General features: G+C 33.7%; 14 protein-coding genes. 6 read left to right on the top strand and 8 right to left on the bottom strand.

Annotation, left to right across the window (positions count from 1 at the left end; genetic code table 11):
* Positions 1–22: 22 nt before the first annotated feature.
* Positions 23–649, top strand: coding sequence for an L-threonylcarbamoyladenylate synthase (locus ABID42_RS19205; RefSeq protein ID WP_323689241.1), 627 nt, complete (start codon positions 23–25; stop codon positions 647–649).
* Positions 650–707: 58 nt separating this feature from the next.
* Here the strand turns inward: ABID42_RS19205 and ABID42_RS19200 are convergent, their stop codons facing one another.
* A complete protein-coding gene (locus tag ABID42_RS19200) occupies positions 708–1,565 on the bottom strand; it encodes a lysophospholipid acyltransferase family protein (RefSeq protein ID WP_367285043.1) in 858 nt (285 codons plus the stop codon).
* 93 nt (positions 1,566–1,658) lie between these two features.
* Between ABID42_RS19200 and ABID42_RS19195 the strand changes: the two genes are divergently transcribed.
* On the top strand, positions 1,659–2,285 hold the full coding sequence (locus ABID42_RS19195; RefSeq protein ID WP_323689165.1) for a WbqC family protein: 627 nt from the start codon (positions 1,659–1,661) through the stop codon (positions 2,283–2,285).
* Between the two features lie 156 nt (positions 2,286–2,441).
* Positions 2,442–4,985: an ATP-dependent Clp protease ATP-binding subunit gene (locus ABID42_RS19190; protein ID WP_323689166.1), complete on the top strand. Its 2,544-nt coding sequence runs from the start codon at positions 2,442–2,444 to the stop codon at positions 4,983–4,985.
* A 96-nt stretch (positions 4,986–5,081) separates the two neighbouring features.
* Here the strand turns inward: ABID42_RS19190 and ABID42_RS19185 are convergent, their stop codons facing one another.
* The 5 genes from ABID42_RS19185 to ABID42_RS19165 all read right to left on the bottom strand — a co-directional run bounded on the left by ABID42_RS19185 (position 5,082) and on the right by ABID42_RS19165 (position 9,416).
* Positions 5,082–6,020 (bottom strand): bifunctional riboflavin kinase/FAD synthetase, encoded by a 939-nt coding sequence (locus ABID42_RS19185; protein ID WP_367285042.1) that lies wholly within the window; start codon positions 6,018–6,020, stop codon positions 5,082–5,084.
* Positions 6,021–6,115: 95 nt separating this feature from the next.
* Positions 6,116–6,829: a tRNA pseudouridine(55) synthase TruB gene (truB, locus tag ABID42_RS19180; RefSeq protein ID WP_367285041.1), complete on the bottom strand. Its 714-nt coding sequence runs from the start codon at positions 6,827–6,829 to the stop codon at positions 6,116–6,118.
* 2 nt (positions 6,830–6,831) lie between these two features.
* Entirely contained in the window at positions 6,832–7,620 is a 789-nt protein-coding gene (locus ABID42_RS19175; RefSeq protein ID WP_323689169.1) for an undecaprenyl-diphosphate phosphatase, read from the bottom strand.
* Between the two features lie 16 nt (positions 7,621–7,636).
* Complete coding sequence (locus ABID42_RS19170; RefSeq protein ID WP_367285092.1) at positions 7,637–7,789, bottom strand: T9SS type A sorting domain-containing protein; 153 nt, start codon at positions 7,787–7,789, stop codon at positions 7,637–7,639.
* A gap of 133 nt (positions 7,790–7,922) precedes the next feature.
* On the bottom strand, positions 7,923–9,416 hold the full coding sequence (locus ABID42_RS19165) for a xylulokinase (protein ID WP_367285040.1): 1,494 nt from the start codon (positions 9,414–9,416) through the stop codon (positions 7,923–7,925).
* A 141-nt stretch (positions 9,417–9,557) separates the two neighbouring features.
* Here ABID42_RS19165 and ABID42_RS19160 point away from each other — a divergent pair, with 141 nt between their 5' ends.
* The 3 genes from ABID42_RS19160 to ABID42_RS19150 all read left to right on the top strand — a co-directional run bounded on the left by ABID42_RS19160 (position 9,558) and on the right by ABID42_RS19150 (position 12,843).
* Positions 9,558–10,346, top strand: coding sequence for an ABC transporter ATP-binding protein (locus ABID42_RS19160; RefSeq protein ID WP_367285039.1), 789 nt, complete (start codon positions 9,558–9,560; stop codon positions 10,344–10,346).
* Between the two features lie 2 nt (positions 10,347–10,348).
* On the top strand, positions 10,349–11,992 hold the full coding sequence (locus ABID42_RS19155) for a hypothetical protein (protein WP_367285038.1): 1,644 nt from the start codon (positions 10,349–10,351) through the stop codon (positions 11,990–11,992).
* 86 nt (positions 11,993–12,078) lie between these two features.
* Positions 12,079–12,843 (top strand): ABC transporter ATP-binding protein, encoded by a 765-nt coding sequence (locus tag ABID42_RS19150; RefSeq protein ID WP_367285037.1) that lies wholly within the window; start codon positions 12,079–12,081, stop codon positions 12,841–12,843.
* Here ABID42_RS19150 and ABID42_RS19145 read toward each other — a convergent pair.
* Together ABID42_RS19145 and ABID42_RS19140 are read right to left on the bottom strand one after the other, a co-directional pair.
* On the bottom strand, positions 12,822–13,472 hold the full coding sequence (locus ABID42_RS19145) for a SanA/YdcF family protein (protein ID WP_367285036.1): 651 nt from the start codon (positions 13,470–13,472) through the stop codon (positions 12,822–12,824). The genes ABID42_RS19150 and ABID42_RS19145 overlap by 22 nt on opposite strands.
* 214 nt (positions 13,473–13,686) lie before the next feature.
* The gene (locus ABID42_RS19140; protein ID WP_367285035.1) at positions 13,687–16,353 is read right to left on the bottom strand and encodes a DNA gyrase/topoisomerase IV subunit A; all 2,667 of its coding nucleotides are present in this window, start codon (positions 16,351–16,353) and stop codon (positions 13,687–13,689) included.
* Between the last annotated feature and the right edge of the window lie 172 nt (positions 16,354–16,525).

The following is a 16,525-nucleotide window of genomic DNA, read 5'->3' as shown; positions in this document are numbered from 1 at the left end:
CAAATTAAACAATCTGATAAAACTGATGGCTGAATTTATAAAATTATACGAAAAAGGCACCGATATGAAAAAAATAAATCATATTGTTGATTGCCTAAAAAACGGAGGAGTAATTATTTATCCAACCGATACAGTTTATGGAATGGGTTGCGATATTCATAATACTCGTGCTGTGGAAAGGGTTTGTCAAATCAAAGGAATAAAACCTAGTAAGAACAATTTTTCATTTATTTGTAATGATTTAAGCCATATTGCAGATTATGCAAAAGTATCAAATACTTGCTTTAAATTAATGAAAAAAGCTTTGCCAGGTCCTTTTACTTTTGTTTTGGAAGGGAATAATAAAGTGCCAAAAGTGTTATCACAAAGTAAAAAAACAGTTGGTGTCAGAATTCCTGATAATGAAATTCCGAGATTAATCGTAGAAGAACTTGGAAACCCAATTGTTACTACTTCAATTTATGATGATGATAGTATCGTGGAGTATTCAACCGACCCAGAATTGATTTTCGAGAAATTCCAAAATCAGGTAGATATTGTTATTGATGGAGGTTATGGAAATAATATGCCTTCAACCATTGTAGATGCCACCAATGATGATTTTGAAATTATTCGTCAGGGATTAGGAGATTTATCTATTTACTTATAAAATGTTGGCAATTGAAGACTTGCCAACATTTTTGTTTTTTAAAGCTTTAAAAACTAGTTTAAGCTTCTTCTGAGACACTTCTTTTATGTTTCCATCTTCTGTGCGACCATAAGTAAGAAGATGGATTTTGTTTTATTGAAGCGTCTAATGTTTGAACAAAACGCTCAAGAATTTCATTAGGACTGAGATTTTCGTAAGGAGGACTTGCTATTTCTGAAAGATTCATATCATAATATCCTCTCTTTTTTCTGACAAATTCCATGAAAATAACAGGATAATCAAATTTTCGTGCAATACGCTCTGGTCCAGTAAAAAAAGCAGAATCTTGATTCAAAAAGTTTGTCCAATAGGCAGATTTCAAATGACTAGGAATTTGGTCAGCCGCCAAACAAATAGCTCTGACTTTGTCTTTTCTTTCAATTGTTACTTTTATAGTATCTTTTCTTTCAATTAAAAAAGCACCAAAACGATTTCTGATTTGATAAGTAAGATTATCAAAAAATGGACTACTGAGTTTTTGATAGACAACATCTAAATCAACACCATTTAAACTAACAGAATGAATAGCCCATTCCCAATTTCCTTGATGCCCGCCAACAAAAATGATTGGAATGTTATTGTCTAAATACTTTTTCACAACTTCTATATTATTTACTTGCACTCGTTGTGTTACTTCTTCTGCCGAAATACTTAAACCTTTAAAGAATTCGATAAATACATCAGCTAAGTGATGATAAAAACCTTTAGCAATTTCATTGATTTCCTTTTCTGATTTTTCGGGAAAGGAATTTCGAAGGTTTTCTAAAACGACTTTTTTGCGATATTTAATTACTCTAAAAAGCAAAAAGTAAGCAAAGTCAGAAATGCGATAAAGCATCCAAAATGGTAAAGCCGCAAGAATCTTGAAGAAAAGCATATTAACTTTTGGTAATTTGTATTTTTTCTTGAAAAATAGAATGATTTTGGTATAAAAATTTGAAATTAAATCATTCTGCTGTATTTTAGGGAAATGATAATTGATTTACAATATTTACCCAGTCTCGAATATTTTGTGTGTTTACTTCAGCACGACACAATTGTTATTGAAGCACACGAATATTACGAAAAGCAAAGTTACCGAAATCGTTGTATAATTCAGACAACTAATAAGATTGATACGCTGTCTATCCCAGTAAAAAATGGAAATTCAAAAGTATTAATTCGAGATTTAAAGATAGAGTATCATCAAGATTGGATTCGCCGACATTGGGGTGCTATTCATTCTGCATACGGAAAATCACCTTTTTTTGAATATTATTCAGAATATTTTAAAAATATTATTGAAAAAAAGCCTGACTTTTTGTTCGATTTGAATTTAGAATTGCTGTCAATTTGTCTGAAACTTTTACGTCTCGAAAAAAAGATTATATTTACAGAAAAATATGAAAAAAATGTGGAGAGCGATTTTAGGAGTAAAATTCATCCCAAAACAGATTTTTCATTGAATGGTATTTATAATCCAATCGCATATCGCCAGAACTTTGGCAACGAATTTGTACCTAATTTATCTATCCTAGATTTGCTATTTTGTCAGGGAAGCCAATCTTTAAAGATACTTCAAAGCTCATTAGTAAATGAACAAACAACAATAAATTAGTGTTTAGTATATAATCTGGAAGAGATTTACAGAAAGTAATTTTAAAGAAAAACAGAGATTACCTTCAGCCTCAGTGTAAAGAAAATTGGATTATTCCATCATTCTTACCAACTGAACTCTGAGGTTTTATAACGCTATAACTCAAAAACTCTAAGCATGGAGGCAAAATTTTCAAACAGAGTAAAAGAGGTTATCTCACTCGCACGTGAGGAGGCAATCAGGCTTGGGCATGATTACATCGGGACGGAACATCTTATTTTAGGTATGATCAGAGAAGGCGAAGGCATTGCTCTTGATTTGATTAAAAAATGTGGCACTAGCCTTGATGATTTGCGTGTTACTATAGAACAAGCTACAAAGAGTACGGTTAGATCTACGTACACTATCAAAAACAAACAAGATATTCCACTTTCAAGACAATGCGAAAAAGTGTTGAGAGTCACCTACTTGGAGGCAAGAATTTTTAAAACTAACCTTGTCGGAACGGAACATTTACTAATGGCAATCCTTAGAGATGAGGATAATTTGGCCAAACAAATTCTTGAGAAGTTCCAGATACATTATGAATTAATTAAGGATATGGTGGAATATCAATCAAACCCTAATATCAAATCAGGCCCGTCTGACACAGACGATAATGATGATGATGCAAGAATGTTTGCAAGTGGAAATGCAGCTGGAGGAAGTTCTACCGCCAATAAAGGAACGGAAAAATCTAAAACTCCTGTATTAGATAATTTCGGTAGGGATTTAACAAAAGTTGCAGAAGCGGGTAAACTTGACCCAATTGTTGGGCGTGAAAAAGAAATAGAAAGAGTTGCTCAAATTCTTTCACGTAGAAAGAAAAACAATCCTATTTTGATTGGTGAGCCTGGTGTGGGTAAAACAGCCATCGCTGAAGGTTTAGCATTAAGAATTGTTCAGAAAAAAGTATCTCGTGTTTTATTCGGTAAAAGAGTTGTTACACTAGATTTGGCTTCATTAGTGGCTGGTACAAAATACCGTGGTCAGTTTGAAGAAAGAATGAAAGCTGTAATGAACGAATTGGAAAAATCACCAGATGTGATTTTGTTCATCGATGAATTGCATACCATTGTTGGTGCTGGTGGAGCTTCTGGTTCTTTAGATGCTTCAAATATGTTCAAACCAGCTTTAGCTCGTGGTGATATCCAAGTTATCGGGGCAACTACTTTAGATGAGTATCGTCAGTACATTGAAAAAGACGGAGCTTTGGCTCGTCGTTTCCAAACAGTAATGGTTGATGCAACTTCTATCGAAGAAACAATTGAAATTTTGAACAACATCAAAGATAAGTACGAAGATCATCACCACGTAACTTATACAGATGAGGCAATCGAGCAAGCAGTAAAATTATCAGAACGTTATATTTCTGACAGATTCTTACCAGACAAAGCGATTGACGTAATGGATGAAGTAGGAGCAAGAGTTCATATTTCAAATATTACTGTTCCTGAAGATATTGTTCGTTTGGAAGAAGCTATCGAAAATATCAAGAAAGAGAAAAATGCAGTAGTTAAATCGCAGAAATACGAAGAGGCTGCTCAGCTACGTGACCGTGAAAAACGTTTGTTAGACCAATTAGACCGTGCAAAACGTGATTGGGAAGAAGATACCAAACGTCGTCGTTATACAGTTTCAGAAGAAAGTGTTGCTGAAGTAATTGCACAAATGACTGGTATTCCAGTGAATCGTGTAGCTGCTACAGAAGGACAAAAACTTCTGAATATGAATGAAGAATTGCAAGGTAAAGTAATAGGGCAAAATCCAGCCATTGCTAAACTTGTTAAAGCTATTCAACGTACAAGAGTTGGCTTGAAAGATCCTAAAAAACCAATCGGTTCGTTTATTTTCTTAGGACCAACTGGTGTAGGTAAAACAGAATTAGCGAAAGTTTTAGCGACATATTTATTCGATAAAGATGATGCTTTAGTAAGAATCGACATGAGTGAGTACATGGAGAAATTCAGTGTATCTCGTTTAGTCGGAGCTCCTCCGGGATATGTTGGTTACGAAGAAGGTGGACAGTTAACTGAAAAGATTCGCCGTAAACCTTATGCCGTAGTATTGTTGGATGAAATAGAGAAAGCTCACCCAGATGTATTCAATATCTTATTGCAAGTATTGGACGATGGTATTTTAACGGATGGTTTAGGTAGAAGAGTAGATTTCAGAAATACTATTATCATCATGACTTCAAATATCGGAGCAAGAGATTTGAAAGATTTTGGAACAGGTATAGGTTTCTCTACAAAAACTAAAGTTGATGGTTTAGATGATGCGATGAAAGGAACTATTCAGAATGCTTTGAAAAAGGCTTTCTCTCCAGAGTTCTTAAATCGTTTGGATGATGTAATCGTGTTTAATTCATTAGAACGTGAGCACATTCACCAAATCATTGATTTGATGTTGAATAAATTATTCATCAGAATTACAAATCTTGGTTATACCGTTGAATTGACAGAAAAAGCAAAAGACTTTATTGCTGAAAAAGGATATGATTCGCAATACGGTGCAAGACCTTTAAATCGTGCAATTCAACGTTATTTAGAAGACCCAGTTGCCGAAGAAATTTTAAAAGGTGATTTAGCTAATGGCGATGTTATCTTGGCAGATTACTCAGGCGAAGGAGATTCATTAACACTTTCAAGAATTCTAGCAACTACTGCAACAGAAGAATAGAGAGTAATTTTAAATAGAAAAAGGTCGATTCATTAAATTGAATCGACCTTTTTTGTTGAAGTGTTATCAAAAATAAGGTTTTACTTACTTTTTAAATTAATTTTCTGTACGCTGTAAAATATCTTTGATTACTTCTTGATCTTTGGCAATTTGGGCTTTTAGAGCATCTAAACCACTGAATTTTTGTTCGTTTCGGACTTTCGTAATAAATTCTACACTGAGATTTTCTCCATAAATTTCTCGATTGAAATCGAAAATATTTACTTCAATTGTCTGATAAGTACCATCTACTGTTGGACGATTACCAATGTTTAGCATTCCTCCAAAAGTTTCATCATTATAATGCACTTTTACTGCATAAACGCCATCAGAAGGAATTAGTTTAGCTACTTCTCTTACTTGAATATTAGCAGTAGGGAAGCCAATAGTTCTACCTAGTTGTTTGCCTTTTACGATAAGTCCTGAGATAGAATAGTTTCTACCCAAGAGGTGGTCGGCAGACTGAACATTTCCTTCTAATAATGCTTTTCTGATTTTTGAAGAACTTACACCTACATTATCAATATCTTGACGGGCGATTTCTTCAATTGAAAATCCATATCTTGAAGCATTAGTTTTCAAGTAATCGAATCCTCCTTCACGATTTCTTCCAAAACGATGGTCATAGCCAATGACAAGCGTTTTAGTGCCGATGATTTCGATAAGAATCTTTTGAATAAATTCTTCGGATGAAAGCTCTGAAAACTCTCTGGTAAATGGAATAATCAAAAGATGTTGTACGCCATTTTGTTCTAAGAGTTCAATCTTTTCATCGAGTGTGGAAAGTAACTTGATGGTCTGATTATCAGAAGAAATAACGCTTCGTGGATGTGGATAAAAAGTAATTACAACACTTTCTCCTTGCGTCTGTAAAGCTACTTCATTCAAGCGATTTAATATTTTTTGATGTCCAAGATGTACACCATCAAATGTTCCACTAGTGACTACCGCATGGTCTAATTTTTTGAATTCCTGTATTCCGTGGTAAACTTGCATTTTTATATTAGCTCTGTTCAAGATCTTTTATGAGTTGGACGATAACAGAGTTTTATCCTTTACATTATTACTTATTACAATAAAATTTAAAATTACTAATCCACTTTTCTTTGCTCAATAAACTCTTGAATTGTTAGTGCATTTTTAACATCAAATTCACCGATTTTTTCTCTTCTTAATGAACTTAAATAAGCGCCTGATTGGCAAGCCAAACCAAAGTCACGCACTAAACTTCTGATATAAGTCCCTTTAGAGCAAACGACTGTGAAGCTAATTTCTGGGAAATTACTGCTATCAATCTCAAATTTAGAGATTTCTACTTCTCTTGATTTGATTTCAATGTCTGCATCTGTTTTCCCCTTTCTGGCTAATTCATAAAGCCTTTTCCCATTTACTTGAATGGCAGAGTAAATCGGAGGAATCTGTAAAATTTTTCCTTGAAATTTACTTAAAGCTTCTTGAAGTATCGTTTCGTTGATATGTTCAGTCGGAAATTCTTCGTCAAATCCTGTTTCTAAGTCTATCGAAGGCGTTGTTTTGCCTAAAACGAAAGTGCCGGAATATTCTTTTTCTTGTGCTTGGAAAGAATCAATTTGCTTGGTCATTTTTCCAGTGCAAAGAATTAATAAACCTGTTGCTAAAGGGTCGAGAGTACCAGCATGACCGATTTTTTTGAATTTACCAGCAAATTTTAATTTCTTAACGACATCAAATGATGTCCAAGTAAGGGGTTTATCAATCAATAAAACCTCCCCAGGGTCTGGAGAGGTCTGATTAATATTCTTTTGTATAGTTTCTTCTTGATTCATTATTAATGTGAGCCAACCGTCAAAGCTAAAATGACGATTCCGACGATGATACGATAAATGCCAAAATATTTAAAACCATATTTGTTTAAAATAGTAATAAAAAATTTGATGGCTAAAACAGCAACGATAAATGCAACAACATTTCCGATGGCTAAAAGTTTAATTTGATCTCCTGTAATACTTCCTTCATCCGAGATGAATTTCAATAATTTATAACCAGTAGCCGCTGTCATTGTTGGAACTGCCAAAAAGAAAGAGAATTCTGCTGCCAAACTTCTACTTAATTTTTGTTGCATACCACCAATAATTGTTGCGGCACTTCTACTTAAACCCGGAAACATAATGGCTAAACATTGGTATGCTCCGATTTTAATGGCTGTTACATTATTAATATCTGGTTCTTCAGTAATCACTGGATTTTTGAACCAATTATCTACGAACAATAAAATGATACCTCCAACTAACAATACTGTAGCAATAAAAACTGGATTGCCCAAATGTTCGTCAATAAGGTCGTCAAATAGTTTGCCGAAAATTAAGGCTGGAACAACAGCTAAAGCAAGTTTTACATAAAATTGCCATTTAGAAAAATCAAAAAACTTTTTCCAGTACAACACAACAACAGCTAAAATAGCTCCAAGTTGAATACAAACTTCAAAAAGTTTGGTGAATTTGTCATTTTCAATACCCAAGTAAGAACTCATTAATACCATGTGTCCTGTAGAAGAAATTGGGAGGAATTCAGTTAAGCCTTCGATAATTGCAAGTATAATTGCTTGAATTGTTGACATTGGTTTAAGGGATATTTTATTCTAAAATAAATTTCTGACTGTAAATCTCTTGATTATTGTTGATTATCACAAGATAAAGCCCTTTTTTCAAGCCTGATAAATCCAAAGAAATTAAATCTTGATTTGAAAAAGGGAACTCAAATGCTTTATTTCCTAAAAAATCTAAGATGAATGCAAGCTTGTAGGAAAAGCTTTAGTTGAAGTTTGTGAGGAAGATGTTTTCAGTAATAAATAATAGAAAAAACGCCTCACCATTTTTTATGAAAATGAAGAGGCGTTTAAATGATTTACCAAATCAGCAATTAATCATTAGCTAATTGGTTATCAAGAATATTTTTCCAATCTTGATAAATGTCTTGATAGGTTGATGCTTTTTCTGTTTCTGGCTCAACAACACCTATTTTTTCCATATTTACAAAAGCATCTTTTGGATTAGCAAAGTATTTTACCCCAATACCTGAACCCAAAGCAGCTCCTTTTGCACCATCGGTATCATATAATTCTACAGCAACGCCAGTGACATTTACCAATGTTTGCGAGAATATATCACTTAAAAACATATTGGCTTTCCCTGCTCTGATGACTGATGGAGAAGTACCATTTTCTGCCATGATGTCCATGCCGTATTTTAAAGAATATGCAATTCCTTCTTGTGCTGCACGAATAATATGTGCATTGGCATGAGCATTCAAATTTAAACGCTGGAAAGTAGCACCAATTACTTTATTTTCAAGTACTCTTTCTGCTCCGTTGCCAAATGGTAAAATTCTTAACCCATCAGCACCTTCATTTACTTTTGAAGCAAGGGCATTCATTTCTTGATAGCTTAATCCACTTGCTACATTATCTCGTACCCAACGATTTAAAATTCCCGTTCCATTAATACATAAAAGTGTTCCTAAACGATTCAGCCCATTTAATTCATGATTTACATGGGCAAAAGTGTTTACTCTTGATTTTGGGTCGTAGCTTACTTTGTCTGAAACCGAGTAAATCACACCTGAAGTTCCTGCTGTTGCGGCTACTTCACCCGGATCTAGGACGTTCAGTGAAAGTGCATTATTAGGTTGGTCGCCTGATTTATAAGTAACAGGAATGCCAGCTTTTAAACCCAAAGCATCAGCAATTGAGCTTTTTACTTCTCCATGATTTGAAAATAGCGGACGAATTTCTGGTAAAATTGTAGCAGGGAAACCGTAACATTTCATCACATCTTCAGAAACGCTATTCGTTTGGAAATCCCAAAAAATACCTTCTGAAAGTGCTGAATTTGAAGTAGTGATGTCGCCTGTAAGTTTCATGGCAATAAAATCACCAGGAAGCATGATTTTATAAATAGAACCATAAATTTTAGGTTCGTTTTCTTTTACCCAAGCCAACTTAGAAGCTGTGAAGTTTCCAGGAGAATTTAGTAAATTACAAAGACATTTTTCATGCCCAATTTTATCAAAAGCTTTTTTGCCTATTTCAACCGCACGGCTATCGCACCAAATAATTGAAGGACGTAAAACACTTAGATTTCTATCTACAATAACTAATCCGTGCATTTGATACGCAATTCCGACCGCTTGAATATCTTTAGGATTGTATTTCCCAGATGAATTACATCTTTGAATTGCTTCTTGCACACAAGTCCACCACATTTCTGGGTCTTGTTCTGCCCAGCCATCAAAGGGAGAGGAAATGGTGTTTTCTGTATCTGGATATTGTGCGGAGGCAACTAGCTTGCCTGTTGAGCCATCTACTACAGATGCCTTGATGGAAGAAGTTCCTAAATCTAAGCCTAAAAGTAACATAATCAGAGTTTGTAAGTAATTGAGATTATTTGGTAATTTTTATTGACTACCTTGTTGCAAAAATATAGAAAAAACCGTTAATGTTCTATAGTGTTCTAGTTATATTTTATTTTAAATCATAAATTAAACCGAAACAAAAAAATGGAAGAACTCAAACCCGTTATTTCAATACGGAATCTACAAAAAAACTATGACGAAAAAAAAGTCTTAAAAGGCATTAATCTTGATATTTACAGAGGCGAAATTATCGGCTACATCGGTCCAAATGGTGCAGGTAAAAGTACTACTTTAAAAATCTTAATTGGAACTTTGGGCGATTTTTCAGGCGAAGTGTCAATTTTAGGCTATGATGTTACTAAAGATGCGATGGAAGTGAAGAAACATATCGGTTATGTGCCTGAAAATGCCATGCTTTATGAAGTACTTACGCCAATGGAATATCTTTTGTTCATCGGTCGCTTGTATCATTTAGAAGATGCCCAAATTGAAAAAAGGGCTACAGAACTACTTTCTTTGTTTGGATTGAGTGAAGTGATTGATACCAGAATGAGTACTTTTTCAAAAGGGATGCGACAAAAAGTATTATTGATTTCAGGTTTGATTCATAATCCTGAAATTATTTTCTTGGATGAACCTCTTTCTGGTTTGGATGCCAATGCTGTGATTTTGGTAAAAGAAATTCTAGCAAAATTGAAAGAAGCTGGTAAAACAATTTTGTATTCTTCACACATTATGGATGTCGTTGAAAAATTATCTGACCGCATCGTAATCATCAATAATGGAGAAATTGTTGCTAATGGTACTTTTGAAGAGCTCAAAACGCAAGGTTCTATGGCTTCGCTTGAAAGTGTTTTTGGAAGTTTGACAGGTGGGAATCAAGAAAATCAAACCCGTGCCGACGATTTTATTCAAGCTTTATCCTCTCAATAATTATGACAAAATTTATTCTTTATTTTCTAGATAAACTTCAATGGCTTTTTAAATGGCTGGCTGTAGATTATCATTCTTTGAGAGCCATTGTTGAAGTAAAATTGATGATGGAGAACCGTCGTGTTCATGGTTTACAAAGAAATCAAGTACAGAAAAAAGAGCATAGCAATACATTTTTGAAATCATTACTCTTCCAAGCACTTTTTAGTTTTATTTATGGGGTGATGATACTTTTCATCAAGCAACCAGTTTATTTAGTGATGATGTTGAGCTTCTCTTTTATCATGTTTATGGTGGCTTTCAACATGATTTCAGATTTTGCTGAAGTACTTTTTGATACAAGTGATAATGTCATTTTACTGCCTCGCCCTGTAGAAGGAAAAGTAATTTGGATGGCTCGCTTAATTCACATTATTGTATTTTTAGGAGCTTTAACCTTAGCTAACTCTTTAGGTTCTATCATTTTTGCAACTTTCAAATTTGGTTGGCAAGCAGGTTTTCTCTTCTTCATTTGTGTGATTTTACTTTGTTTGATTACTATTTTTCTGACAAGTATTCTGTATTTATTATTGACGAAAGTAGTTTCTGAAGAAAAACTAAAAGATATTATTGGTTATGCTCAAATTGCTTTTTCAGTTTTTATAGCGGTTGGCTATCAGTTTATAGCAAGAACAGATAAATTGATTGGAACAGAAACACAAGAAATTGTCATAAAATGGTGGCATTATCTAGTACCTCCTGCTTGGTTTGCAGGCGTGATGGAAGCTTTTGTGGCAAAACACTTTGAATTGCCTTACATGATTTTTAGCCTTTTGGTATTAATTGTGCCTTTTGCTTCATTGTACATTATTAATAATTACTTATCACCACTTTTTGCCAAAAGTTTATCAGGTTTAGGAACACCAGAAATTACTGAAAAAAGAGCTGTAAAAACGGCTAAGAAAAGTACTTTTTTGAATGTGCTTTCTGGAATTTTCACAAAAACAAGCTTGGAGAAATCGGCATTTGAATTGGTTTGGATTATCACCGCTCGTGACCGAAAATTTAAAGTAAGGGCTTATCCAATCTTCGGAATGTTGATTTATTTTATCTACAATTACTTTACACAAAGCCAAAAACAAGACGTAAATGTGTTGATGATTTTGTATTATGCGATGTTTCTCATTTGGATTTTTTCGCAACAAATCTACATTTCAGATGACTGGAAAGCATCTTGGGCTTATCGGGTTGCACCGTTAACAAATCCTGGAGAAGTATTATTGGGAGCTTTGAAATCAATATTAGTCAAAGTTGGGCTTCCTATTTTTATCATTATTGGGGCTATTTTAATTGGAAAAGCTGGTTTTGGAATGATTGACGATATTCTTTTTGCCATGGCAAGTACACTTTTGTTTATCAGTTTAAATGTCTTTACTGGAGAATTTGCACTGCCTTTTTCAATGGAAATGGCTAATGCTAAAATTAAAGGGAATCAATGGATGAAGTTTCTATTCTTGTTTTTGGTAGCTCCGATATTAGGTTTTGTTCATTACTTTATTGGAAAAACCTCTTATGGTTTAATTACTTTAACGCCCATTTTACTAATAATTGCTTTACTTTTGTTGAAAGAATACCGAAAAATAGGCTGGGATAGGATTAAAGAGTAATTCTAAAGCTTTATCAAATATTGAATAAATATCATTTTCGGCTTAGGATTGAAACAATCTTAAGCCGAATTTATTTAACGTCATAGATGCTTAAATTAGAAAATATTACCAAAAAGTACGAAAATAAAATAGTTGTTGATGACCTTTCCATAAAAGTATTGGCAGGAGAAATATTGGCAATAGTAGGAGAGAGTGGTTCTGGGAAAACAACTTTTTTAAATATTATTTCAGGCAATATCATGCCTGATACTGGTAAACTTTGGCTGAATGAAGAAACTATTGATTTGTTTTTTAACCGATTGATTAGAGATTTTCCTAATATAAAACTCGTTCCGCAAGATTATCGACTAAAACCTGAACATAAAATTTGGGAAAATATTGACCTTGCTCTTACTGAATATACGCATGAATATCGAAAAAAGCGAGTAAGTGAATTATTAGAACTCTGTGGAATTACTGCGATTAAAGATAAAAAACCAAGAGAAGTATCTGGCGGAGAAAAGCAAAGAACTGCTATCGCTCGTGCCATTGCTGAAGAACCACAAGCTTTATTGCTAGATGAACCTTTTAGTAATTTAGATTCTATCAATAGAAGTCATTTGCGCTCAAAAATTGTCGAGATTATCAAAAAAGAAAGTATTGCTTGTGTATTGGTAACGCATGATTTATTAGATGCTTTTTTGGTTGCAGATAAAATTGCGATTATGCGTCAAGGGAAAATATTAAAAATTGATACTCCTGAAAAGATTTTTCAAGAAAAAGAAGATGACTACGTTAAACATTTTGTAAAAAGTGCCATTGAACCTATCAAAATGTTTGAAGAACGATATTATTCTTCTTCGGCTTCCTGATACTTGGCTCTGTCAAGTACATATACATCAAGAATCGCTTTGGGACGAGCGAGATATTCTCTGAAATAAGTTTTGTATCCTGATTGCACATCTTGTGCCGCAAATGCTACAGCATCAAGTCCTAAATTATTGGCAAGAAACAAGGCTCTCGCATTGTGTGTAGGTTGAGAAATGATAGTGAATTTTCGCTGATTAAATACTTCTTTACAACGAATAATGGAATCATAAGTACGATAGCCAGCATAATCAAGAATTAGTACGTTTTCAGGAACGCCCAAACGCATCAAAGATTTTTTCATGTCATTGGGTTCGTTGTAAAAAACAGAGTCGTGATTGCCACTGAGAATCAAAAATTTTACTTTACCTTCTTTGTACAAACGAGCTGCAGCTTCCATTCTGTATTTGTAAAATAAATTCGTTTTTCCACCTAGCACAGCTTTACTTGTACCTAATACTAGGCCAACATCGTTTGAAGGTAATTTATCAAGACTATAATAATTGCGGTCATCAGTAGAATAGACAATCCAGATATTACACATTAAAATACCAATCAACGCAAAGAAAATCAATGCGATGATTCCTTTGAAGAACCATTTTACTGATGTAGTGAAATCTAATGGTTCCCTCAATGATATTTCATAGGTATTTTTCAGTGCTGATAATCATTTATTGTGGAAGTTACTGATTATAAATATATTAAGTAATTGCCAGATTTAAAAATAAGTGTTTGCTTAAAATCTGTTAAACACTCATAAAATATCTTTTGTTATCTTTTTATGTATTTATAATCAGTAATTTTTGTATTTTTCCTTGAAATGGTTTCTTCTTGTATTTTGATGAATGTTAGAATAATCCTAATTGTTCACCGGTTGTAGCTTCGCCCGACTCTGGAAATTCAATTTCTTCAGGAGGAATAAGTTTAGTTATTTGACTACCTTCTTCTTTCTCTTTTGAAAATTCTTCCTGTTCGATTACTGGAACTTCTACAATTTTCGATGCTAAAGGAGTAATTTGCTGTACTTTGAAAGTAGATAATTTACTTCCCATCGCTTTCCAACCTCTTACTTCTGCTATTTCATCAAGATTAACTTCTTCTTTAATTAGCCCAGATTGATTGTCTTTTTTATAAGTCATTTCGATGCGTGGATACACATCAATACTCGCTAGAATTAGTTTTGAACCTTTTTCGTCCGAAATAAACAAGAATTTTTTGTCAATCGTGGTTGTCTCTATCCTGAAACGTTTAACATAATAGAGTTTTGAAGCACCATCGAAATAAAGTGCTGTAATAATTCCATCAGGAATAAATTTACTTAGCGAAACAATGTCTTTGGCTTCATAACGATTAGTCAATTCAAAGTTTGTCAACTCATACTGACCATCTTTGTATATCACTAAAATGTTATCTTTTGCATCAAAATTTCCGAGATACTTTCCATGTTCATCTCGATTGAGGCGACCAACATTTTCATCGTAATAAATATCAACACCCCCTAAAGTAGAAACGCCAGCTGATTTCAAAGTAATTTTTCGGATGGGATATTTAGTCAATAAATTCCCCATTGAATCTCGTCCTTTGATGAGTAATTCTTTGAAATCGTATTCAAATTGTTTCACTCTTGCCGTACACGAAGCGGTAAGGTTAATTTGAATTGTTTCAGCTTCACCGTTTTCATTTGCTGTAAAATACAATAGTTTAGATTTCGGATTGCCAGCCGTTAAGTCATACTCACGGTCACGAGTTACGGCTGTTACTTTAAAGCGTTTTACATAAGAAATTCCTGATTTTCCATCAAAATATGCCAAATTATATACTTTTCTGTCATCGTTCTTTTTGAAAACAGAAACATAAATAATGTCTTTTCCAACAAATACTTTTTCTTGAACTTTAGTAACAACACAACGTCCATCTTGTCGGAAAACGATGATGTCATCAATATCCGAACAATCCATTACATACTCTTCTTTCTTCAAACCATAGCCAATAAAACCGCCAACACGGTCAACATAGAGTTTCTGGTTTGCAGCAGCTACAACAGCCGCAGAAATTGTATTGAAGTTTTTAATTTCAGTTTTACGCTCACGACCTTTACCGTGTTTCTTTAGAATATTTTTGAAGTAATCAATAGAATAACGAATGATGTTTGCAAGGTTATCCAATACTTCTGCCAATTCTTCTTGCAAGCGTTTCATGGCTTCTTCTGCCTTGAAACCATCATATTTTGAGATACGTTTGATTCGAATTTCTAATAATCTTAAAATATCTTCTTCAACGATTTCTCTATAAAATTCAGGTTTGTAAGGCTCTAAACCTTTATCAACCGTTTTTATTACTTCTTCAAAAGTTTCGCATTCTTCAATATCACGATAGATACGATTTTCGATAAAGATTTTTTCAAGAGAACTAAATAATAATTTCTCCATCAATTCATCTCTTCGAATCTCTAATTCTCTTTCTAGCAGTTTTACTGTTTGTTGTGTACAAACTTTTAGTACTTCAGAAACTCCAACAAAATGAGGTTTATCAGCAATAATTACACAGGCATTTGGCGAGATTGAAATTTCACAATCTGTAAAAGCATACAAAGCATCAATGGTAACATCCGGTGAAACACCCGGCGCCAATTGTACTTGTATTTCTACATCTTTAGCGGTATTATCAATTACTTTCTTGATTTTGATTTTTCCAGCATCATTTGCTTTGATGATAGATTCAATCAAATTCGTAGTTGTTGTTGAAAAAGGAATGTCTTTGATAACAAGTGTTTTCTTGTCAAATTCTTCAATTTTAGCCCTTACTCTAATTTTTCCACCACGATGCCCATCTTGATAATTAGAAACATCAATAGAACCCCCTGTTAAAAAATCTGGATATAATTCGAAAGGCTTATTTTTAAGCACAGCAATTGAAGCCTCAATTAATTCAACAAAATTATGGGGCATAATTTTAGTTGAAAGACCAACTGCAATACCTTCTACACCATGTGCTAATAATAAAGGGAATTTAACTGGAAGGGCAACAGGTTCACGTTTACGACCGTCATAAGAAAGTTGCCAGTCGGTAGTTTGTGGATTGAAAATTACATCAAGGGCAAATTTTGAAAGTCTTACCTCAATATAACGAGCTGCCGCAGCACCATCGCCAGTGCGATAATCTCCCCAGTTTCCTTGACAATCAAAAACTAAATCTTTCTGACCTAAATTAACCATTGCTTCATTGATAGAAGCATCACCATGTGGGTGATATTGCATGGTTTGTCCGATTACATTGGCAACTTTATTGAAACGGCCATCGTCCATTTCTTTTAGTGCGTGTAAAATACGACGTTGAACAGGTTTTAATCCGTCCTCAATTGCAGGTACAGCTCTTTCTAAAATTACATAAGAAGCATATTCCAAAAACCAGTTTTCATACAACCCTGCCACAGCAACTTGTTGATGTAAGGCATCATCTTGAGGATTATCGTTTGTGTTTTCTTCTAAATTTTCAGGCAGACTTTCGTTTTCCATTGACACTTATTTTACTTCTCTACGTTTTTTGTGGTATTTCAAAACCCTAATTTACACAAAAAAAGCCAAGAAAAAGCATCTCTATCTAGTATCATTCATGAATTATCATCAAGAAAACATCACTTTGAGTACAATGTTTTATCGAATTTGAATTGAAAAATCAAAGATAAAA

This window comes from Arcicella rosea (assembly GCF_040543805.1).
GTDB lineage: Bacteria > Bacteroidota > Bacteroidia > Cytophagales > Spirosomataceae > Arcicella > Arcicella rosea.
This window is presented reverse-complemented; position numbering and strand designations above follow the sequence as displayed.